14 protein-coding genes and 1 pseudogene are annotated in these 22,998 nt (G+C 59.7%); 4 read left to right on the top strand and 11 right to left on the bottom strand.

Translation table 11 applies throughout. The features are described from left to right. Window positions 1-275 precede the first annotated feature (275 nt). The 10 genes and pseudogenes from RRH01S_RS09620 to RRH01S_RS09580 all read right to left on the bottom strand — a co-directional run. Window positions 276-8,652, bottom strand: a pseudogene (locus RRH01S_RS09620) (glycoside hydrolase family 94 protein); the annotation flags it as partial. Window positions 8,653-9,072: 420 nt separating this feature from the next. Then, the gene (locus tag RRH01S_RS09615) at window positions 9,073-9,756 is read right to left on the bottom strand and encodes a helix-turn-helix domain-containing protein (RefSeq protein ID WP_012652888.1); all 684 of its coding nucleotides are present in this window, start codon (window positions 9,754-9,756) and stop codon (window positions 9,073-9,075) included. Between the two features lie 288 nt (window positions 9,757-10,044). Continuing rightward, on the bottom strand, window positions 10,045-10,203 hold the full coding sequence (locus RRH01S_RS34360) for a hypothetical protein (protein WP_007692368.1): 159 nt from the start codon (window positions 10,201-10,203) through the stop codon (window positions 10,045-10,047). 165 nt (window positions 10,204-10,368) lie between these two features. Beyond that, the gene (locus tag RRH01S_RS09610) at window positions 10,369-10,557 is read right to left on the bottom strand and encodes a hypothetical protein (protein ID WP_007692370.1); all 189 of its coding nucleotides are present in this window, start codon (window positions 10,555-10,557) and stop codon (window positions 10,369-10,371) included. A 151-nt stretch (window positions 10,558-10,708) separates the two neighbouring features. Further along, window positions 10,709-11,458, bottom strand: a complete 750-nt coding sequence (locus RRH01S_RS09605) for an ABC transporter ATP-binding protein (RefSeq protein ID WP_007692372.1) — start codon at window positions 11,456-11,458, stop codon at window positions 10,709-10,711. Further along, on the bottom strand, window positions 11,455-12,288 hold the full coding sequence (locus tag RRH01S_RS09600; RefSeq protein ID WP_007692374.1) for an ABC transporter ATP-binding protein: 834 nt from the start codon (window positions 12,286-12,288) through the stop codon (window positions 11,455-11,457). The genes RRH01S_RS09605 and RRH01S_RS09600 overlap by 4 nt, the downstream gene beginning before the upstream one ends. Continuing rightward, the gene (locus tag RRH01S_RS09595) at window positions 12,285-13,211 is read right to left on the bottom strand and encodes an ABC transporter permease (RefSeq protein ID WP_007692376.1); all 927 of its coding nucleotides are present in this window, start codon (window positions 13,209-13,211) and stop codon (window positions 12,285-12,287) included. Before RRH01S_RS09595 ends, RRH01S_RS09600 begins: the two co-directional genes overlap by 4 nt. Continuing rightward, window positions 13,208-14,275 (bottom strand): ABC transporter permease, encoded by a 1,068-nt coding sequence (locus RRH01S_RS09590; protein ID WP_042471293.1) that lies wholly within the window; start codon window positions 14,273-14,275, stop codon window positions 13,208-13,210. The genes RRH01S_RS09595 and RRH01S_RS09590 overlap by 4 nt, the downstream gene beginning before the upstream one ends. A gap of 21 nt (window positions 14,276-14,296) precedes the next feature. Then, window positions 14,297-15,937, bottom strand: a complete 1,641-nt coding sequence (locus RRH01S_RS09585) for an ABC transporter substrate-binding protein (protein WP_034522079.1) — start codon at window positions 15,935-15,937, stop codon at window positions 14,297-14,299. A gap of 36 nt (window positions 15,938-15,973) precedes the next feature. Continuing rightward, entirely contained in the window at window positions 15,974-17,041 is a 1,068-nt protein-coding gene (locus RRH01S_RS09580) for a dipeptidase (protein ID WP_042471289.1), read from the bottom strand. Between the two features lie 238 nt (window positions 17,042-17,279). On the opposite strand from RRH01S_RS09580, the gene RRH01S_RS09575 reads away from it, so the two are divergent. Further along, window positions 17,280-17,918, top strand: a complete 639-nt coding sequence (locus RRH01S_RS09575; protein ID WP_007692380.1) for a LysE family translocator — start codon at window positions 17,280-17,282, stop codon at window positions 17,916-17,918. Window positions 17,919-18,172: 254 nt separating this feature from the next. On the opposite strand, the gene RRH01S_RS09570 is transcribed toward RRH01S_RS09575, so the two are convergent. Beyond that, the gene (locus RRH01S_RS09570) at window positions 18,173-19,804 is read right to left on the bottom strand and encodes a glycoside hydrolase family 5 protein (protein WP_234711673.1); all 1,632 of its coding nucleotides are present in this window, start codon (window positions 19,802-19,804) and stop codon (window positions 18,173-18,175) included. Here RRH01S_RS09570 and RRH01S_RS09565 point away from each other — a divergent pair. From RRH01S_RS09565 to RRH01S_RS09555, 3 genes are all read left to right on the top strand, one after another. Further along, window positions 19,766-21,310 carry a Fic family protein gene (locus tag RRH01S_RS09565; protein WP_042471279.1) on the top strand — a complete coding sequence of 515 codons (1,545 nt, stop codon included), beginning with the start codon at window positions 19,766-19,768 and terminating at the stop codon, window positions 21,308-21,310. The two genes, RRH01S_RS09570 and RRH01S_RS09565, sit on opposite strands and share 39 nt — an antisense overlap. A gap of 159 nt (window positions 21,311-21,469) precedes the next feature. Further along, window positions 21,470-21,766: a hypothetical protein gene (locus tag RRH01S_RS09560; RefSeq protein ID WP_007689557.1), complete on the top strand. Its 297-nt coding sequence runs from the start codon at window positions 21,470-21,472 to the stop codon at window positions 21,764-21,766. Window positions 21,767-22,016: 250 nt separating this feature from the next. Beyond that, window positions 22,017-22,673, top strand: a complete 657-nt coding sequence (locus tag RRH01S_RS09555; RefSeq protein ID WP_131597832.1) for a hypothetical protein — start codon at window positions 22,017-22,019, stop codon at window positions 22,671-22,673. Window positions 22,674-22,998 lie beyond the last annotated feature (325 nt).

Genomic DNA, 22,998 nt, shown 5'->3' with positions numbered 1-22,998 from the left:
AGCCGCTGGCGCTTCCCGACCGTGTGTCGATATGTGCCCTGATGTTCATGAACATCTCCTGTTCCGGCATTCAAATGCGGATAGGGCCAAAGAGTTCCCTCTTTGGCCCTATCGATCAATGCAAAACAGTGCACAAAAGCGTTACTGTTCGATCGGATAGCCCTCTTCGGGATTAGCAAGCGCCCTATCATTCACTGCGACTGAGTATCCGCTCGCATCGGGCGCTTTTGAGACGGAAATGCGGTATTTTCCGCTCGGCAGATCGAGGTCCGCCGCAAAGCCATCCCACGTCGACGGCAGCGCCGGCTTGACATAAAGGTGGCCATTCTTGACGCGGATGCCGAGAATGCCCTCGATCGCCACGCGATAGAACCAGCCGGCCGAGCCCGTATACCAGGTCCAACCGCCACGACCGGTCAATTGCCCCTCGCCATAGACGTCGGCGGCAATGACGTAAGGCTCGACGCGGTAGGTATCGGCCTGCTCGCGATCAAGTGCGTGGTTGACCGGGTTCAGCATCTCGAAGCAATGCCAGGCATCGTCGCCACGGTTCATTTCCGCCAGCGCCATGACCACCCAGGTGGCGGCATGGGTATATTGGCCGCCGTTTTCGCGGACACCCGGCGGATAGGACTTGATGTAGCCGGGATCGCGCGCCGACTTGGAGAAGGGCGGCGTGAACAGCCGGATCATCCGGTTGTCGTCGTCGACCAGCTTTTCAAGAACGGCGTTCATCGCCGTCTCGCCGCGCTTTGGGTCGCCCTCGCCGGAGAGAATGTTCCACGACTGCGCGATCGAATCGATCTGGCATTCGAAATTCTCGCTGGAGCCGAGCGGGCTGCCGTCGTCGAAATAGCCACGGCGATAATGGTTGCCGTCCCAGCCCGCCGTTTCGAGCGACTTGCGCAATTCGGGCAGATGCTTGGTCCAGCGCTCGACGCGCTCCTTGTCGCCGCGTGCTTCCGCATAGGGCAGGAAGGCGGTGAGCGTGCCGGCGAGGAACCAGCCGAGCCAGACGCTTTCACCACGTCCCTGAATGCCGACACGGTTCATGCCGTCGTTCCAGTCGCCGCCGAGGATCAACGGCAGGCCGTTGCCGCCCTTGCGCTTGATGGCAAGATCGAGCGCCAGCGCCGCATGCTCGTAGACGCTGACCTTATCCTGCGACACCGTCGGCTGGTAGAAGGCGTCATGCGTGCCGGGCATGAGAGCGGCGCCCTCGACGAAGGCAAGCTCTTCATCCAGCAGCGACTTGTCGCCCGTCACCGTGCAATACTGGTTGATCGCATAGGCAAGCCAGACGACGTCGTCCGAAATATGCGTACGCACGCCTGCGCCGCTGCCCGGCAGCCACCAATGTTGCACGTCACCTTCGCGGAACTGGCGCTGGGCCGCGTTGACGATCTGCTTGCGCGCAAGTTCCGGCGCATGCATCAGGAAGGCCAACGTATCCTGTAGCTGGTCGCGGAAGCCGAAGGCGCCCGAGGCCTGGTAGAAGGCGGTGCGCGCCATGATACGGCAGCCGAGGCTCTGATAGGGGAGCCAGGCGTTGATCATGTTGTTCATCGCCTTGTCCGGCGTCGAGATCTGCAGACGGCCGGTAAAGCCGTCCCAGAAGCCGCGGGTCGCCGACAGCACGGTCTCGAAATCCGCCTTGCGGATCTCGGAGACCAGTGCGCGCGCCTCTTCGAGAGAGGCGGTGTCGCCCATGTAGAAGCAGATATCCTTTTCTTCACCCGCGCCGATGCTCAGGTCGAAGGCGAGTACCGCGCAGGGATCGCCGTCGAGATCGGTGGAATTGGAGAGGACGGCACCGGAGATAACCGCTTCCGGCATCTGCACCGTGCCGTGACGGCCGATGAATTCGCGGCGGCTAGCCGAGAAGCTCGAATGCGCCTCGCTTGCCGCCATGAAGGCGACCCGCTTGGAATAATCGATGCTGTAGGGATTGTTGGCAAACAGCGCACCCGTCTCCTCGTCCAGCGACGAGAGGATGAAGGGCTTGGTCTTGTGCGGATTGATGCCGAGCACCCATTCCGCATAATTATAAAGCCGCAGCCGCCGGGTGCCCTTGCCCTTGTTGCTGACCCGCAGGCGGAAGACCTTCACGGGACGCTCGCGGTCGACCGTCTGCGTCAGTTCCAGCCCGATGCCGTTCTCTTCGCTCGAGAACACCGAATAGCCGAGGCCGTGGCGGGTCTCGTACTGCACCTTCGGATTGCGCGACAGGCCGGCATAAGGGGTCATCACCGCATTGCTGTCGAGATCGGTCACATAAAGCGCCTCACCCGGACGGTTGATGACCATGTCGTTGGTCCATGGGGTCAGCTGATAGTCGCGAGAATTGTGGCTCCAGGTGAAACCGCCACCTTCGGCGGGCACATGGAAACCGAAACGCTCGTTGGTGATGACGTTGATCCACGGATGCGGCGTCGACTGGCCGCCGGCAAGCCGGACGACATATTCGCGACCGTTTTCGGCAAAGCCGCCATAACCGTTCCAGAAGTCGAGATCGGCCTGTGCTCCGAGTTCCGTCGCAACAAACACCGATTCCTGCGGCGCGAGCGCCACGGCACGGCGATCGACCGGAGCCTCATCGCCCTGCGGCGTCGAACCGAACAGCGTCGCCGCGCGGGCGATCTGGTCGACCAGCTTGCCATTGCGGGCATGGAAGACGACACGCGAAGCGGCGAGGATCTGCTGGTAGGTCTCGTTCTCGATCAGATCCTTGCGCACCGCGAAGATGTGCTGGCGCAGCCCATCCCCCTGGTTGTGACGGATATGATCCGCAAGCGCATCCAGCTGATGCTGCATCGCCTGCGCATGCTCGGCGGCGCATTCGTTCAGGATCACCAGATCGGCGGCAATACCGCGCGAGCGCAGATACTCTCCGGCACTCAGCGCTTCCTTGGCGATTTCGATGTCGATTTCGTCATTGATGCGTAGCGTGAAGATCGGGAAATCGCCCGAAATGGTCACCGGCCACAGCGCCGACTGCGAATGCAGGCCGGCAAGGACGGTGGCGCTGTCGGCGCGCAGATGCATGTCGGGATAGACGAGATAGCGGGCAAGCTTCTGGAAAGCGGCCGCCTGCTGCGAGGAAACGCCGACATGGCGCATCTGCATCTGCGTGCGGGTCCAGGCCTGCGTCAGCTCGGCTGCGAAGGCATCCGGATTGCGGTAGCGGTCGACTGCCTTATCAACCTCTTCGCGGTTCGGCGCGGCGATCGTCCAGAAGATCACACTGACCTTCTTGCCGGCCGGCACGCGCACGACGCGGCGCAGCGACAGGCAGGCATCCATCGTGAAGCCTTGCGTGCCCGAGAGCGTTGCGCCCGGATCGAAGGCGGCGGCTTCCGCGAGCGTGCGGCCACGGCCGAGGAACTTGCGGCGATCCGTCTCGAATTCCGTCGGGCGCTCCGAGCCGGCATTGTCGACGACCAGATGCGCGATCGCCATGTCCGGCTCGTTATACTCGCGCTTGTTGCGCTCGGCGCGGAGCACGTCGCCGCTACTACCAACTTCGGTGCGAACGAACATGCGCGCGAAAACCGGATGGCCGGAATCGACGTCGTCGCTGGCAATCGCCGGCTCGAGATATGAGGTCACTTCGATGAAGCGGTCTTCCGACCCCATGTTGAGCAGCGTGACGCGGCGGCCTTCGGCATCGTTTTCGGTGGCGACGATGCATTCGACCTCACTGGTGAAGTCGCCGATGGTCTTGCTGTATTCCGCCTTTTCGTCGCTGAAGGCGACCTTGACCTTTTCGCCTTCGATGCTGCGCGGCTCCGCGGTCGCCGACCACCATTGGCCGGATGTGGTATCGCGCAGGAAGATGAAAGTGCCCCAGCGGTCTTCCGTCGGATCGGGCCGCCAGCGCGACACGGACAGGCCGTTCCAGCGCGAATAGCCGGCGCCGGTCGCCGTCAGCATGACGGAGTAATGGCCGTTGGACAGGAAGGCGAGTTCGCGGTCCTGCGTGGCCGGATCGGCGATCTTGCGGATCTCCGGACGCAGCATGTCTTCCTGGATATTGGCCGGCTGATCACTTTCGTGCTTGGCGGCCATGACCGGAATATCGCGCGGCGCCTTTTCCTGCAGCAGCAGTTCGGCCGCTTCGATCACCGGATCGGCGTGGAAGAGTTCGCGCAGGCGGCCGTTGAAGGCAACGTTGGCAATAGCGGCAATCGACATGCCATGGTGGTGGGCATAGTAGTTGAAGACCACCGCGCATTTCTTGCCTTCGGGAACGCGGGTCGGCGTGAAGTCGACGGCATCATGGAAACCATAGATGCCGAGAGCGCCGACCTTGCGCAGCTTCTGCAGGTTTTCGAGCGCCGCTTCCGGCCGGTACTGGCTGGCGAGGATGGAGGCATAGGGCGCGATGACCGCATTCTGGCCGAGGCCACGCTTCAGGCCGAGCGAGGGCACGCCGAAGTTAGTGTACTGATATTGCATCTGATGGTCGCGGGCGTTGAAGGCCGCTTCCGAAATGCCCCAGGGGATGCCGGCGCCGAGACGCTTGGCGTAGTTCATCTGTTCCTGGACGATCAGATTATTGGTCTGGTTGAGAATACCGCCCTGACGCTCCTGCATGACGAGCGGCGGCATCAGATATTCGAACATCGAGCCGGACCAGGAGACCAGCGCACCGCGCGAGCCCACAGGTACGACCTGACGGCCGAGGCGATACCAATGCTCCGTCGGCAGGTCGCCCTTGGCGATGGCGAACAGGCTGGTAAGGCGGGCTTCCGACGCCAGCAAGTCGTAGCAGGCGGCATCGAGCTCGTTGGTTTCCACACGGAAGCCGATGGAGAGCAGGCGCCGTTCCGGACGATAGAGGAAGGCGAATTCCATGCCGAAGGCAGTTTCGCGCATGCGGTCGCGCAGCTTTGCCAGGCGCTGGCGCAATGCGTCGACATTGGCGAGATCGAAGACGCTGTCGGCGATATGGCCTTCGCAGACCTTCACCAGCGATTGCGACCAGGTGAGCACCTCGCCGCTCTGCGGCGACTTGACCTCGTGGTCGAGGTTGGCGGCAAGCTTCTCGATGTCATGCGCCAGGACCGAAAGGTTGATGATGCGGATCGAGGCAAACTCATGCTCGCGCTTGACTGCGGCCAGCGCATTCTGGAAGCCGACGATGCGCTCTTCCAGGCGATGACGCAGCGGGCGCACGGTCTTGCGGTCATCAGGAAGCTCGGCAAGTATTTCGCCGAGGATGCCGGCGACATCGCCGATGCCGTCGAGATTGCCTTGCATGTGCGCGGAAGGAGCTTCCGCCCAGATGCGGCAGGCCGAGGACACGGCGATGAGATGGCCGGCGAAATTGCCGCTGTCGACCGCCGAGACGTAGCGCGCGCCCATCGGCTTCAGCGTATCGGTATGATACCAGTTGCAGAGATGGCCACGGAACTTTTCGAGCTTCTCGACCGTCGCCATGGTCTTTTCCATGCGATCGATGGTTTCCTCGAAGGAAATCCAGCCGAAATGGCGGGCCGAGATAATCGAGAGCAAGTAGACGCCGATATTGGTCGGCGAGGTGCGCGATGCCACGACCGGATGCGGCGTCTGCTGCACGTTGTCCGGCGGCAGATGGTTTTGCTGCTCGACCACGAAGGTGTCGAAATAGCGCCAGGTGCGCCGCGCGATCTTGCGCAGCTCCGACGAGACGCTTTCCGGTACTTCGAGCTTGTCCTCGGTTTCCGCCGTTTGGCTGACATACCAGGCGATCGCCGGCGACAGGACCCAGAGCAGCGCAAAGGGAATGCCGACGAGGAAAGCATTGTCGCCCGACAGCGACGCGAAGGCGAGCGCCAGCAACGCCAGCACCGGTGCATGCCACATGACGCGGTAATGACCGAGAATGGTGGTCTGCGCCGCGGCCTGAGCGCTGGCGGCGGTGCGCCATTGCAGCATCAGCTTACGGCTGACGAAGGCGCGGTAGAGCGAACGCCCGATGGCGTCGGCCATGATGCAGGCGCCGTCTGCGATGAAGACGATGCGCAGCGCCACCTGCGCGTTGGCGGCGCGGATATCCGTCCAGACCGTATAGAGATGGGCGCGGGCGACGATATCGCTGGTGCGCGGAATGATGCCGTTGATCAAGGACAAGGTCGGCGCCACGAACAGGCAGAAAATCAGCAGGATCTGCCAGATCAGGGCAGCGAACGGCCCCATAAAGTACCAGCCGAGAACCGAGGCGAAGAACCAGGCGATCGGCGTCAGCGAGCGACGCAGATTGTCCATCATCTTCCAGCGGCCGAGACCGGTGACGCCGCGCTTCGGATTGAAGAGGTAAGGAAGGAGCTGCCAGTCGCCACGCGCCCAGCGATGCTGGCGCGAAACTTCGACTTCGTAGCGGATCGGGAAGTCTTCCACGAGCTCACAGTCGGTCACCAGCGCGCAACGCGCCATCGAGCCTTCGAGCAGATCGTGGCTGAGAACGGCGTTCTCGTCGATCTTGCCCTTCAGCGAGGCCTCAAAGGCATCAATATGATAGAGGCCCTTGCCGGTAAACGTGCCTTCCTCGACCAGATCCTGATAGACGTCGGAAACGGCGAAGACATAGGGGTCGAGACCGCGATTGACGGAGAAAACGCGCTGGAACACCGAGGCGTCCTTGCCCGTCGTCAGCGACGGGGTGACGCGCGGCTGCAAGACGCCGTAGCCGCGAACGACACGCTTGGTCTCGGGGTCGAAGACCGGCCGGTTGATCGGATGATGCAGCTTGCCGACGAGCTTCGTGACCGTATCGCGCACCAGGCGCGTGTCGGAATCGAGCGTCATGACGTATTTCACGTCCTTCGGCACGGTATTGGCGCCGGGCAGGAAGGTCGTGTCGCGGTCGCCGCGCAGGAGCAGGTTCAGCTCGTGCAGCTTGCCGCGCTTGCGCTCCCAGCCCATCCAGGAGCCTTCGGCGGGATTATAGAGGCGGCGGCGATGCAGGAGATAGAAGCGCTGCGTGCCGTCCTCGGCGTAGCGGGCCGCAAGGTTGGCGACTTCGCGGCGAGCATAGTCGAGGATTTCCAGATCGCGTTCGCTCTCTTCCTCCTGGCTGTCCGGCCAATCGCTGAGCAGCGCATAATAGACTTCGCCGCGCGGATTGGCGAGGTAATGGACTTCGAGATTGCGCACGAGTTCATCGACGCTGTCGCGGTTGCCGATCAGCGTCGGCACGACGACCAGCGTGCGGGCCTCTTCCGGAATGCCTTCCTTGAACTCATAGCCGACGAGGCGCGCCGGCGTCAGGTACATGGTGACCACGAAATTGAACAGGCCCGTCGCCCCTTCGGACGCCGGCAGCGAAAACATCAGCAGCATGAGAATGGTTTCAGCCCAGCCCATGCCGGCCTGAATCATGAAATAGCCGACGGCAGCCAGTGCAAGGGCTGTCAAAAACATCACGGGCGCTGCGATCGCCAGCCAGTTGAGCTTGCGCCACTGGCGCACGAAGCGCGCCGACAAGAAGGGGCGATAGCCGATCGCCTTTTCCAGCTTTTCCGTCTGCTGGCCCATGATGTAGTCGCCGATATTCGGCTCTTGCGGCTGCGGTTCGCCCGAAGCCTTGGCCGCTTCCGTCATCGCCATGGCGACCTGGGCGATCTCCATCTCGGTCTTCTTGGAGCGACGGGCAAGCTTTTCGATGCGGCGGCGATAGCTGTTGCGCGAGCCGGGATCGAGCTTGGCGTAGTCGGTCTCGTCCCAAAGCAGCTTGTCAACCGCGCTCACCTCTTCGACCCAGACCGACCAGTCGGTATCGTCGATCAGGCGCAGGCTCTTGATGATGTTGCCCATCGTCACATTGCCGGACGACAGCCGGTTATGCTCGGCCATCATGACGCTTTCGGCGTCCGTGCCGGCATCCGCCATGCGCTTTTCCATCCAGGTGACGGCGAGACCCGAGGTGTGCGAGCCGTCACGCAGGCGATAGAGGAATTGCGTCGCGAAGGTATTGTCCGACGTATAGGGCTCGAGCGTCTTCAGGAATTCGGTGACCTTGGCATCGTCATTGAGACGGATCAGCTCGTCGACGGCCTCGTTGGCCTTCTTGCGCGTGATGCGGCTCTGTTCGACGCGGCTGGAGATGCGGCGCAAATTGTCGACGAGGATATAGCGCACCAGCGACGGGACAGCCCAGAGCTCGCCGATCTTCAGCATCTCCACGGACTGGAAGCCTTCAACCAGTGCCAGCAGGCCCTGGTTGGACACGGTGCTGTGCGTATGGGCGACATAAAGCCAGGCCAGCGCCATGGTGCGCGGCATGACCATGCCGCCGATGGTGATCGTCTGGAGCTGATCGTAGAACTTCTTCGGGAAGTCGCGGCGGACTTCCTGGATCGCCTCTTCGATGACATAGTGGTTGTCGAGCAGCCATTCGGCGGCCGGCGTGATCGATTCGCCCGCGTCGACATCGGCATTGGCCGAACGATAGACCCGCAGGATCTCCTTCTCGTTCTCCTTATGACGCGCAAAGAAGTCGAAGGGCGCAAAGCCCGGCAGCGTCGTTTTGGCGCCGTTGCGGGCGAAGGTCGCTCCGCATTCGCGTATCTGCTCGTTGGAGAAATAGGTCGCCCGGATCGAATCGTTGTGATCGATCTGCTTAGCTTCAGAATCGCGTAGCGAGACAGTGGAGAGATTTTGAGTCGTCATGGATTCGGGTTCTGGGTCCAAACAGAGTGACAGGCATTATCGCCTTTGATGTCTTTGTCCTGCCCGACACAACCATTCACACATTTGGACCCTTTTGCTTCGCTTCCCGGCGCGCGAAGGGGGTGAATTCGAGGTGGCGGCTTAGAACAAACGATTCAGGCGAAGATTTTCATGGGTCTTCTTCGAGGTCGTGGCGATTTTGCGCCATCATTCGAAACAGGCTTGCCATGAAACTTGAGACGCGGCCGGATGGTTCCGACAGCAGTCCCGGTGTGTCAAAAACAATCGATCAGAGTCACGAGGCATTCTCCTTTGGCTGACTTCTTGCAAACAGGAATCAGGGTATTTCAGACTGAGCCCTCCATATCCCGTGGAAGATGAACTTAAACTGAACTCCCTCAAAAGATTCGCAAATTCGTCTCAAGCGCCGCTTTTCTCCGGATAGGAAATAATCGACAGGAAACGGATCGGCAGACTGACCAGCACTTCCGGGCCATGCGGCGCATCGGCGTCGAAGAACAGGCTGTCGCCGGGCAACATGGCATAGAGCTTGTCGGCGTGGCGATATTTGACCTCGCCTTCCAGCATATAGATCAATTCCAGCCCCGCGTGTTGAAACGCCGGAAAAACATCCGAATCGGCCGTCAGGGTAATGAGATAGGGCTCGACCTGCAGGCCGTTGGACCCGTTGCCGATATGGCCGAGCAGATTGTACTGATGACCGGCGCGCGTCCCCCGCCGCTCCATCTCCAGACCCTCGCCGGCCTTGACGAAGACGGCATTGCGCTTCTCTTCAAATCGCCGGAAGAATGCGGTGACGGGCACGCCGAGCGCCCGCGCCAGGGACTGCAACGTGGTGAGCGACGGCGAGGTATTGCCGTTTTCGATCTTGGACAGCATGCCCAGCGATATGCCGGTGGCCGAGGCGAGATCGGCGCCGGTAATACCGAGCTTCTTGCGATAGGCGCGAACCTCATGGCCGATCGCCATTTCGAGGTTGTTCTCCTTCGCATCACGCAGGGCGTGCGGATCCTGTTTCAGAATTGCCTTCGCATCGTGAGCCCCACTCCGCCTGCTGCTGCGCCCCGCCTCCACCTTGGTCATGCCTCCGCCCCAATCTATTTTTGTATTTTGGCGGAGCTTACTGTTTTAACGAAGCGCATTCCATTGGGCAGGGCAAAATTTCTTTGCCCGGCAAAGTTCTGGTGGCGTGCGGGAAGAAGAATTGCCGTGTGGGAGGAATGAATCTGGAAAGAGGCGGATCAAACCGCCTGTTATAGCCGGCCGGACCCGAGCCTCGGTCCAATGAAATACTACGTCCCTGGGGACAAGCGAGAGAAGAACACTTCAGCCACGACCGGCCAAAACCGGTCGCATCACTCTCGACAGAAATCAGACCACGATGCCGCAAACGATGGCGGCGACGAAAATGAACGCGGCGGAACACAGCGCAACGTTGATCGCGGTGTGAATCTTGTGCCGCGTTGCGGCAGCACGCTTCGAAGCATCGAACCGGTTCACATGCGTATTCGACATACCCAAATTCGCCATGTGTTGCCTCCGTTGATTTTTTATTGTCGCAAGGGACGAGCCCATGCCTGACATTTATATAGTCTCTATCAATTAGGTAGAGATAATTTTCCGTCCAGAGGGCGGCGAGGAAAAAAATAAACCACTGGGGTTCAGGTGGGGCTCGATAATCGGCGAAGCAGAAGCTCAGCAGAGAATGCGGCGAGCCCAGATCAAGGTGCGCTCCACGGCGCTTGATTCAGAAGCCGGGGCCTCGGTTTGACCGATCAGGTGACGGCTCTTTTCTTCCGGCAGAGTGACGGTCAAGACGTCCTCTTCCTTCTCCGGGATCGGCGGATGAAGATAGCCCATGGTCATGCCACCCATGAAAAACATGCCTGCCTCCACTCGTGTACGACCCGGTAAGGATCACGAAAGTTAACCGTCATTAACAACATCATGACAGAAATGCGGCAGGTGTCAATAGTCTATACGATTGGTCGTCTTTTGGGTGGATATCGACAAAAAGTAAAATAATTACAGATGCTTAATCGCGAACAAAACCTTTGCTCGCGATCATCAGATTGCGCGTGTAGTCTTCCTCGACCTTGCCGGCCGCCAGGTCTTTCGCGCTCAGCCGCTCGACGATAGCGCCGTTCTGCATGACCACGAGGCGCTCGCACATATGGGTGACGACGCCGAGATCGTGGCTGACCATGACGAATGTCAGATGGCGATCCCTGCGCACCTGCTCGAGCAGATTGAGCACTTCCGCCTGCACGGAGGCATCCAGCGCCGAGGTCGGCTCATCAAGCAGCAGAATGGACGGCTCGACGATCAGGGCGCGGGCGATTGCCACGCGTTGGCGCTGGCCGCCGGAAAGCTGATGTGGATAACGAAACCGGAAGCCGGTGCCGAGACCGACTTCGTCGAGCGCTCTGGCAATCCGCGTCTCGCTGTCGCCGATGCCATGGATCGCCAGCGGCTCCAGCAGCAACCGGTCGATGGTCTGGCGCGGATGCAGCGAACCGTAGGGGTCCTGAAATACCATCTGGACTTGCCGATAGAACGACTTGGCGCGCTTCGAGCCCTTCAGTGCCGCGCCGTCGATGCGGATTGTGCCGCCGCTGACCGGCGCCAGACCCGCGACGGCCCGCAGCAAGGTGGACTTGCCGGAACCGGACTCGCCGACGAGGCCGAAGGATTCGCCGCGGTTCACATCGATGCTGACCGCATCCAGGGCATAGTAACCGTCATAGACGACGCTGAGGCCGTCAACCGCAAGCGCCGCCGTCATGCCGCCCACTCCGGCTTGCGATCGAGAACCGGCAACGGATGGCGGTTCTCGCCGATCACGGGCATGCAGTTCAAGAGGCCGCGCGTATAGGGATGCTGCGCATTGTTAAGCTCGGAGGCTTTCAGTTCCTCGACGATCTTGCCGGCATACATGACAATCACTCGGTCACAGAAGGAGGAGACCAGCCGCAGATCGTGCGACACGAAAATCAGCCCCATGCCGCGCTCCGACACCAGTTTGTCCATGATTCGGAGCACATCGAGCTGCACGGTAACGTCCAGCGCCGAGGTCGGCTCGTCGGCGATCAGCAGTTCCGGCCCGGCGATCAGCATCATCGCAATCATCACGCGCTGGCCCATGCCACCGGAGACTTCATGCGGATGTAGGTCGTAGACACGCTTCGGATCGCGGATTTGCACGGCCTCCAGCATGGCCAAGGCGCGGTCGCGCGCTTCTCCCCTGCCGACCTTTTCGTGCGTGCGCAACGTCTCGGTGATCTGCTTGCCGATGGGCATCACCGGGTCCAGCGAATATTTCGGATCCTGCAGCACCATGGCGATGCGTTTGCCGCGCAGCGACCGGCGCTCCTTGGCCGAGATCGACAACAAATCGATGCCGCTGAAATTCAGCCTGTCGGCGCTGACGAGCGCGTGCGGCGGTGTCAGCCCCATGATGGCGCGGCCGGTCTGCGATTTGCCGGAGCCGCTCTCACCAACGATGCCGAGCCGCTCGCGACCGAGCGTGAAGGAGACGCCGCGCACCGCCTCGATGACGCCAGTGCGAGTGGGATAACGAACTCTGAGGTTCTCGACCGTCAGCATCGTCGTCATTGTCCGCTCTCCTTCGGATCAAGCGCATCGCGCAGGCCGTCGCCGAGCAGGTTGAAGCCGAGGCTGACGATCAGGATGGCGATGCCGGGCATAGCCGCCACCCACCATTGGTCGAGATAATATTTGAAGCCGCTGGCGATCATCACGCCCCATTCCGGTAGTGGCGGCTGCGCGCCAAGGCCGAGAAAGCCGAGGCCGGCGGCCGTCAGGATGACGCCGGCCATGTCGAGCGTGACGCGCACGATCAACGAGGAAATGCAGAGCGGCATGACATGGCGGAAGATGATGCGCAGCGGCGAGGCGCCCATCAGCTGCACGGCGGCAATATAGTCCGAGCGCCGCACCGTCATCGTCTCGGCCCGCGCCAGACGCGCATAGGGCGGCCAGGAGGTGATGGCGATGGCAATGATGGCGTTTTCGATGCCTGCCCCGAGCGCGCCGGCGAAGGCGAGCGCCAACACCAGTTTCGGGAAGGCGAGGAAGATGTCGGTGATCCGCATCAGCGCGGTATCGACCCAGCCGCCCAGATAGCCGGCGACCATGCCGATGATCAGCCCGATCGGCGCGGAAATGATCGCGACGAGCACGACGATATAGAGCGTCCATCGCGACCCGTAGATCAACCGCGAAAGGATATCGCGGCCAAGATCATCGGTGCCGAGGAGATAGCCCGGGGTGCCCGGTGGCTTCAGATAGGCGTTGGTGAGATCGCCGATCACGGGCGAATGCGGGGCGATGACATCGGCAAGGGCGGCGATCAGCGCCAGCGCGAGGATAATCAGCAGCCCGACGACAGCAAGGTGATTGGCGGAGAACTGCCGCCAGGTGACATAGGCGCGCCCGAGCCTTGCCTGCCGGCGCGACTGCGGCCGGTCCGACAGCAGCCAGTCACGCCAGCTAATTTGCGTGGTCCCAGCCGTCATTTACGTCGCGTCCTTGGATCGAGGGTCCGATACAGCAGATCGGACAGCAGGTTGATGCCGATAAAAACCGTGCCGATGACGATGGTGCCGCCAAGCACGGCGTTCATGTCGGCATTGCGCAGCGAACTGGTGATATAAAAGCCGATACCCGGCCAGGAGAACACGATCTCCGTCAGCACCGATCCCTCCAGCAGCGAGGCATAGGAGAGCGCGATCACCGTGATCAGCGGCACGGCGGCGCTGCGCAGCGCATGCGCCCAGATCACCCGCGTTTCCGATAGGCCCTTGGCGCGGGCAGCGACGATATATTCCTGACCCAGTTCGTTCAGCATGAAGCTGCGCGTCATGCGGCTGATATAGGCAAGCGACAAATAGCCGAGCAGCGAAGCGGGCAGGATGATGTGGCGGAACACGTCCCAGAACACGTCCCACTGCCCCTGCATGGCGCTATCCAGCAGGTAAAAGCCGGTGACCGGCGTGAAGGTATATTCGTAGGCAATGTCGATGCGGCCGGGATAGGCCACCCAGCGCAGCTGTGCATAAAAGATGACGAGCGTCACCATCGCCAGCCAAAAGACCGGCACCGAATAGCCAACGAGACCAATGACGCGGACGATCTGGTCGATGAAACTGTTGCGGCGCACGGCGGCAAGCACGCCGAAAGGAACCCCGAAAACCGCGCCGATGATCGTGCCGACGGTCGCAAGCTCCATCGTCGCCGGAAAGACGCGCCGGATATCGTCCATCACCGGATTGGTCGTCAGCACCGAGGTGCCGAAATCGCCGGTGAGCGCGCTCACCAGATAGAAGTAGAACTGCTGATAGAGCGGCTGGTCGAGATGCATTTCGCGGCGCAGGCGTTCGATCACCTGCGCAGGCGCATGGTCGCCGGCAATCGCCAGCGCCGGATCGATCGGGATCACCCGTCCGATGAAGAAGGTGACGGCCAGAAGGCCGAGATAGGTCGTGACGGCGACGACCAGGAAGCGCAAGACGCCCATTAGAATGGGCGCGGTGCGGCCCTTCTTGGGCCGCACCTCCATTTTCCGTTCGACGGTGCTCAAAGAACTAATCCTGCCGGATTACTACTTCGAGATCGGCCATACGAAATTCGTGTCGAAGCTTGGACCGAGCTTGAAATCCTTCACGTCCTTGCGATAGCCGGCCACTTCCGTCTGCTGATAGAGGAAGATGAAGGGGCTGGCTTCCAGGTACTTCTTCTGGATATCCTGATACATGGCAGCGCGCTTGGCGGTATCGACCTCGAACAGGGCGGCCTTTGTTTCCTTGTCGAGCTCCGGCGTCGTCCAGGTATTACGCCAGGCAAGCGTCTTGTTCGTGCCGGCGTCGGAGTTGTCAGGATTGTTCGTGAACGTATCGGCGTTGGAATGGGGATCCCAATAGTCGTTGCCCCACTGACCGTAATAAATGTCGTGATTGCGGGCGCGATACTTGGTCAGCTTCTGCTTGCCATCACCGGGGATGATCTCCACCTTGATGCCGGCCTGGCCGAGCGTCTGCTGGATCGTGGTGGCGATGCCGGTATCCGGCTCGATGCTGCGTGCGTCCATGGTGACGGTGAAGCCGTCCGGCAGGCCGGCCTTGGCCAGCAATTCCTTCGCCTTGGCGACATCCAGCTTGAACGGATTTTCGTCCAGCGCGCCGAGCAGGCCCTTCGGCTCGAAAGTCTGGTGGATTTCGCCGATCCCCTTGATCAGCGTCTTGCCGATGGCGTCATAGTCGACCAGGTACTTGAAAGCCTGCTGCACTTCCGGCTTGGCAAGGTTTGGGTTCTTCTGGTTGAGGCTGATGTAATAGATCGTACCCTTCGGCGCACTGGTCGAGGCAAGCTGCGCGTTCTTCTCGACGGCGGCGAGATCGTTCGGCGACAGGTTGCGGGCAATGTCGATATCGCCGTTCTCCAGCGCCAGGCGCTGCGCCGAGCTTTCCTTCATAAAGCGGTAAATGACGCGGGCAAGCTTCGGCTTGTCGCCGTAGTAACTTTCATTACGCTCGAGAACCACGGCCTCGTTGGCGCGCCATTCGCGCAGCTTGAATGGTCCTGAGCCGGCAAAGCCGGTCTTCAGCCAGCTATTGCCGAAGTCGTTGTCATACTTGAAATCCGCCGTCGGCGTCGCCGGCTTGACGTGTTGCAGAACCAGCTTCTTGTCGACCACATTCGCGACGGTGGCCGTCAGGCAGTTCAGCACGAAGCTCGGTGCGTAAGGCTTGTCGACGGTGAAGACGAAGGTGTTCGGATCGGTTGCCTTGGCCTTTTCCGTGACGTTGTCGCCGGTGAGGCCGAACTGGCTGAGAATGAAGGCCGGGCTCTTGTCGAGCTTGATAACACGCTCGAAGGACCATGCAACATCCTCGGCGGTAATCGGATTGCCGGAGGCGAATTTCAGGCCGGGCTTCAGCTTGAACGTATAGGTCAGATGATCGTCGGAGACCGACCAGCTCTCGGCAAGATCGCCCTGGATCTTGGAGGTATCCTTGATATCGAGGCGGACGAGCAGGCTGTAGGTGTTGCCGGTGATTTCGGCAGTGGAGAGCTCGTAGGCCTCAGCCGGGTCCATGCTGAGGATGTCGTCGAAGGCGAAACCCTCGACCAGCGTATCCTTCGGCGTTTCGGCGAAGGCGCTCGGCGCAGCCATCAGCAAAATCGAGAGAGCCGCGCCGGCCGAAAGGGCGCGGAAGCTGCGGTTCATCCTGGTCATCATCATATTTTCGTTCCCTTATTTGGACTTTTATCAGTCTGATTATGCACGCGGCGCGCTGCCCTCTCCCCAGGCGGACGCCAGAATACGAAGCCAGTTCTCCCTGCACAGCTTCGCAAGATCGGCCTCACCATAGCCAACGTTCCGGAGCGCAGCAATCAGCTTTTGATTGCCGGCGGCATCGCCGATATCCGCCGGAATCGTCGCCCCGTCGAAGTCCGATCCAAGGCCGACGCAATCGATGCCGACGCGTTTGATGAGATGGTCGAGATGACGGATCATCACCTCGATCGGCGTGTCGGCATCCGAGCGACCGTCCTCGCGCAGCATGGCGGTCGCATAGTTGAGACCGACGATCCCACGGCTCTCCTTGATGGCATCGAGCTGCTTGTCGGTGAGGTTGCGCGCGACCGGGGTCAGCGCATGGGCATTGGAATGGCTGGCGACCAGCGGCTGGTCCGATGTCTTCGCCACATCCCAGAAACCCTTTTCGGTGATATGGGCGAGATCGATGACGATGCCGAGCCTATTGCATGCGCGCACCAGCGCGAAACCTGCGTCCGTCAGGCCTGGGCCGGTATCCGGCGAACTTGGATAGGCGAAGGGCACACCATGAGCAAACACATTGTTGCGGCTCCATACGGGACCGAGCGAGCGCAGACCGGCGGCATAGAAGGTCTCGAGCGCGACGAGATCCGCGTCGATCGCCTCGCAGCCTTCCATGTGCATGACGGCGGCGAAAATGCCCTTTTCCATGCTGTCGCGGATGTCTGCGGTCGACCGGCAAAGCTTCCAGGCGCCGGCACGGTCGAGCTTGAGTGCGATCGCCGCCATTTCCAATGCGATATCGAGCGACGGCGCCCGCTCCAGCGGTGCGGCGAGCGGCGTCGAATAGTGGCCGTTGCGGTCGGGTTCGGCAAAGACGAGATGGCCGGAGGGGATATAGATGGCACAAAGCCCGCCGGCGAGACCGCCAGCCTTGGCGCGCGGCGCATCGATATGGCCGATCGATACCCCATCCCTGAATTCGGCGACCGGATCGGCGCCTTCGTTTGTATGATGCCAGAGCCTCAGCAGAACATCGTTGTGGCCATCGAATACGGATTGCATCGTCTATCCTGGATAAAGCGCTCGAACGAGCGGAGGGAAAGCGGCCAGAATAGAAAAGATGACAGAATTCGCCATCCCTAAATGAAAAAAATCTTCATGGGCATGAAGGGTGCGGGCAGACTGGAAGCGGGAGCAAAGGTCAGAGGCAACCGCGTTGCTTCAATCAGAAATTTTGCGACAGCGCTTGCCAAGCATTTGGTCTTGTGGATTGCTCCCTGGAAATAGTTGGGAGCATCACATGTCTATCGAACACTGGCTTGCCTTTGTCGCCGCATCCGCCGTGCTGCTGGCGATCCCCGGACCGACAATCCTTCTCGTCATATCCTATGCGCTCGGGCATGGCCGCAAGGCGACCACAGCCACCGTTGCAGGGGTCGCGCTCGGCGACTTCACGGCAATGACCGCTTCCATGCTGGGCCTTGGCGCATTGCTGGCCGCATCGGCTGCGATCTTCACCGGGCTCAAGTGGATCGGCGCGGCATATCTCATCTATCTCGGCATCAAGCTCTGGCGCGTGCCGGTCTCCGACAGATCCGCCGATGCGGAAGATGCCGAGACGGCTAAAGAGCGGCCGTTGCGAATTTTCCTGCACACCTATGCAGTGACCGCGCTCAATCCGAAGAGCATCATTTTCTTCGTCGCCTTTCTTCCGCAATTTCTCGATACCTCGAAGCCCATCGCTTTTCAGATGATCGTCTTTGAGGTGACATTCCTGGCGCTGGCGACATTGAATGCCACCACCTATGGTCTCATGGCCTCGATGGCCCGAAAGACGATCCGTAAGCCAAGCGTGCAACGCCTGGTCAATCGGACTGGCGGAACGCTGATGATTGGCGCCGGTCTGCTCGCAGCGGGATGGAAAAAGGCCGCGGTTTAATGGCCGCAAATACTCTGGTGTCCGCAGCAAGTTTGGACTCGCCACGGACCTTCGAAGCCTTCAGCATTACGGCAAAAAGATCAGAACAGTGGTTGCCACCACGGAGCCGCATAGTTCAGATTGAATCCCTCATGTCCGCAATGGTAGCCGACAGTAGTCAACAGTTGGGTCAATTCTTCCCAGGATGCAGGTCAAAACTTGACCGCATTGGGATTCTATCACTGCGCAACAGAGAGGATGGCACCCAATTGCAATTATTGTGATCCGGATGGCCGCTTCTTATGGCGATCCGAGGCTCCCAACAGGGCGTCGACCACATCTTGATGATACGCATTTCTGTCGAAGCGGCTGTCGGCTGCCAGTTGCATGAGACCGTTGAAGGCCGCCTTGGCCGGAGGCTTGTTCCCTTCACCACGAAGATAAGCGGACAGGCGATGATAATCGGCTCCAGTCTTGATTTCGAGCGGGTTGCCCGCGCCGATCTTTTTTAACGGCCACCACGACCAACCGATACCGTTCCTTTCTTGCAGTGCGACGGCGCGCGCGTACCAATCGTTGCTGTTCTCGCCGGACTCGCCGTTCCATAGCGGCATGTCATATTGTTCCCGCAACTTCAGGAATGGTTCGATCGACCCCTGCGTCGTGGGGGTCCAGTACTTGTGGAAGCTGAGCGCGGTGTTGCGATCGGCTATGGGCAGCATGCCAAGGTAATTGTTGCCCCAGCAATTGCCCTCAATAATCAGCATATGATTGCTATCGATCGCTCGTATGGCGCGGATGGTGCGTTCATAGAGATCGCGCAGCGGCTCGTTGCCGGTTTCTCGGCAGCCACCTTTATCGTTCTTGTCCTGAAAACCCCAATTTGGCTCGTTGAGCAGATCGTAACCCGCAATGGTCGGCTCGTCCTTATAGCGCCGGGCAATCTCGCTCCAAAGTGCGATCATTTTCTCTTGATTGTCGCGACTGTCCCAGAGGGAGGGCTTGTCCGGATCGCGATCGGAAATAGCAGTATCATGACCCTGGCCACCCGGAGCGGCGTGCATGTCGAGGATCAGGAACATGTCGTTGGCCTTCAGCCAGGCGATCAGCGCATCGACGCGCCGAAAGCCCTCTTCGTTCCAGGCGATCCTGCCCGTCGCGTTGCGGCCGGGCGTGCCCTTGATGAACAGGTTCCAATGCATCGGCAGGCGCACGCTATTGAAGCCCCACCCGGCCATTGCGTCGATGTCGGCCTTCGTCACAGCGTTGTCGCGCCAAGACTGATAGAATTGCTCGGTCTTTTTCTCGCCGATGATGCGGGAAATGCGGCTACGAATGATATGCTGCGCCTTCAGATTGGACAGGCCCATCATATAGCCTTCCTGGACCATCCAGCCTCCGAGACCCAGTCCGCGCAAGATCAAGGGATCGCCCTTGCCATCCACGATGTGCTGATGGTCGGCACGAACAAATCCCTGCGCGTGTGTTGACGGAGCAAGCGAGATCAGGCAGGCGATAAGCAGGCCGGTTAGCCAGAGCGGAAAATGCCTCATGAAATTCCAGTCCTTCGAAAGTTTGACACGATGTGGGCATGTTGTGCCGGTTCTGTCACAAACTTTTCTGTAATGGTCGCCACACCGTACACTCCCGAAGTCTGGAGGCGAAATGTCGTGATTTTCGAGAGAGGGCTGGTGATCGCGGATCGTAGAAGGGCTTATTTGCTGCTTTACCGTTATCGGCCGCCAGTTTACTCCCAGGCTCGGTGATTGTTTTTCACAGATTTTTGTAATGGTGATAGATTTGCGCGAATTGTGAAGGATCTTCACAGCCGGGTTGAGACCAAGTGATCCAGTTTCGCGGGAGCGTTTATGGGTGAATGGCCTACGCAAAGTGTGAGGGATTTTCACGGACGGCCTCTGCCTGAGCGCGGTGAACCGTCTGGCTATGCCGCGATCATGGCACGCTACGACCTAATCTTGCCGCCGCCTATACGGATGGCCGCGATCGCCGAGCGACATCACCCGACCTCAACCGAGGCGTGGCTGATGCTGACGCCCCGGTATCGTCCGGAAGCCGCGCTTGGCCCTCATCTGGTTTTTGCCTTCAGATACGAAGGCCTCGATCTCCAGGTGTTGTCGGCTCTGTTCCAGGTTATAGAGCCTGACGAGATCGAGGCTATCATCCGGGCGACGCCGACCGGCGCTTTCGCGCGACGCCTCTGGTTCCTGTACGAGTGGCTGACCGATCGGCAACTCAATGTTCCCGATCCCGGTAAGGTACGGATGGTGCCGATCCTCGATCCAAATCAACAATATGCATTGGATGAAGGCGATCCATCACCGCGGCACAAGGTCTCGAACAATCTTCCGGGCACGCCAGCGTTCTGCCCCCTGGTTCGCCGGACGCCAGATCTCGTCGCATTCTCGCAGAAGGCGCTCGGTGAGCGGGCACGCGAGGCGATAGGTCGCGTCCGTCCCGATCTGGTAGTGCGAGCCGCTGCATTTATCCTGCTCAACGATTCAAAGTCCTCCTTCGCCATCGAAGGGGAGCGGCCATCAGGCCAAAGGGCAGCTCGCTGGGGCCAGGCCATCGCGCAAGCGGGCGTGCGTCCGCTAAGCCTCGACGAACTCGATCGCCTTCAGCGCATCGTCATCGGAGACGCCCGCTTCGTGCGTCTCGGCCTGCGAGATGAAGGCGGTTTCATCGGCGTACATGACCGAGACACTAATATGCCCATCTCGGATCACATCAGCGCACGGCATGAGGATCTAGAAAGCCTAGTCGGCGGTCTGATCGCATTCGCCGACCGCGCCACGCGGGGCGCGATGGACCCAGTAGTGGCAGCGGCATGTCTCGCATTCGGCTTCGTTTACATTCATCCTTACGTGGACGGTAACGGGCGCCTGCATCGCTGGCTGATCCACCATGCGCTTGCCGCCGCCTCCTACAGTCCTCCCGGCCTCGTGTTTCCAGTTAGCGCGGCGATCTTGCGCAACATCGACCGGTACAGAGCAGTGCTGAAGTCCTGGTCCGCGCCGCTACTTCCCTTCATAGAATGGCGTCCGACGGTCTCGGGCAATGTGGAGGTGCTGAACGACACCGCCGCCTTCTACCGCTATTTCGATGCCACAGCGCATACAACTTTCCTCTATGCCTGCGTCGAACAGACGGTCGAACACGACCTACCGCAAGAGATTCGCTTCCTGCAGGGGTTCGATATCTTTTCCGAAGGGGTCCAGCAGATCGTCGACATGCCAACAGCTCAAGTCGAACTGCTACACAAGTTCCTCGACCAGAACGACGGCCGGCTATCGCAAAGAGCACGCACGAAGGAGTTCGCCGCATTGGACGACGTCGAGGTCGAACGGATCGAGGCGCTCTATGCCGACGCATTCGAGCGAGACCGGGCCTGACCACCAAACCCAGGCGCTTCAATATGTTCGGGTCAACGTAAAGCATCCACAATTGATCTTTGCTTCACGGAGGCGCCAATTCCTGACACATTTGTGCGAAGGCGGTTCACGCCATCGTGGAAATCGCTTCGTGGATTGACCAGCATGGAGGAATGCAACATGCGCGCGCCGGCAGGTTCCGTTACAGGGCTTTGCTCTGCCTCTGCAACCATGTTCGCAGTGGGGATGGCGTTCCTGGGGTACTGGGGTGTTTATGAGCCCGGCCACTGGCGCGGCTCCGATTTTGTCGTCGTGATTTTGGCGCTCGTCGGATTTGCGGCGCTTGGCTCGGTACCCTGGATTGTGACAACCCCTGTTGCAGAAGAAGGCGAAGAGAAGGTCGTAGCCGCCAGGCGAGCATTGGCGGTGGGAGTAGCCTTGATCTGGCTGTCCGTTCTCATCGCAGTATTTGCCTAGCCTCGTCCCGCTATTGGTTAGGGTGACCAAGGTTCATAGGGCATCCATCGAGTTGACAGCTTTAGTGGCGTCATATTCGCGGATATCCGCGGCACGTCAGCCCTTGAATAAAAGCTCCGCGCCGGCTCACAAATCTCGATGGCCATATATGTGAGTAGAACCGCGTGCGGACATCAGTCACGCAATGTTCCACCTATACAATCGCTGCCTATAACGGATTAGGAAAAGAAGTTCAGACACAATGATATCGATGAAACGCTATTTCCGAATGTACTGGTCCCTATTCTGGCGATTTTGGGCAATCATATTCCCGATAGGCACCGCATTTAATATTATTAGAATCAGGCCCCCTTGGGACTCATTTTTGGAATGGATTAGGTCAGAATATTATTTTGATCATTCGGCGTTGGAGATCATACTAGAGCCAACGCTGCGAGCGATATCATTTGCAGCAGTATTTTTCATATTTGCCATTTTTCGAGCGATTCCGCGATCACTTCTCAAAGAGGAGGGATCATTATTATCTAGCAGGCAGTGGTCTATAACATATGTGTTGCTTGCTGTCTGGGAGCTGTTTCTGGGATCACTGAATGTTTTGGTTATCGTTCAGGGTTCCATGGCGATGTGGTTTTTGATTTGGAACTCCGGGATTATGCTTCTTATGAACTGTCTATTCCTTGCAACACTCACATTTGTATACATCAACAAGAACACAGTTGGCGAAAAAGATCAGACGTTGGAAATGCCAAGCGTCGCTCCCAAACGTAAATGGCGATATGAGGAGGCGCCATCAGCGGAGGGATCTGCGCGAAAAATTCCTGACTTTTCGCCGATAGACATGGAAGTCCGCATCCCTGGCGGTTTGGTCGTATCGACAAAGACAAACAAGCCTAAGGATCCACCATGAGGCAACAGCAATCGCCACGCCTTCTAATAGATTTGGCCGCCGACTGAAGCCGATCCCTTCTGAGCCATCAACATTTCCCATAAGTCGACGCGAAGCAGCAATGACCCATGGCATAAGCCAACCGACCTCCAGCAAACGCAACGCAGCTTGCCTCCACGATGTCATCATTAAATCATTTGATGATCGCCCAAGGAGCTGTTCCGTTAGGATTAGAACCCTTACCTAGGTCTTGAGATCCGAACCCTCGTTCCGGTGGTTTGAGTGCCAAACCTTGGTCTCAACAACCAGCTATCTCGCATCTAGACAGCTAGGTAATCTCGCCTTC

This window comes from Rhizobium rhizogenes NBRC 13257, from assembly GCF_000696095.1.
Classification (GTDB): domain Bacteria; phylum Pseudomonadota; class Alphaproteobacteria; order Rhizobiales; family Rhizobiaceae; genus Rhizobium; species Rhizobium rhizogenes.
This window is presented reverse-complemented; position numbering and strand designations above follow the sequence as displayed.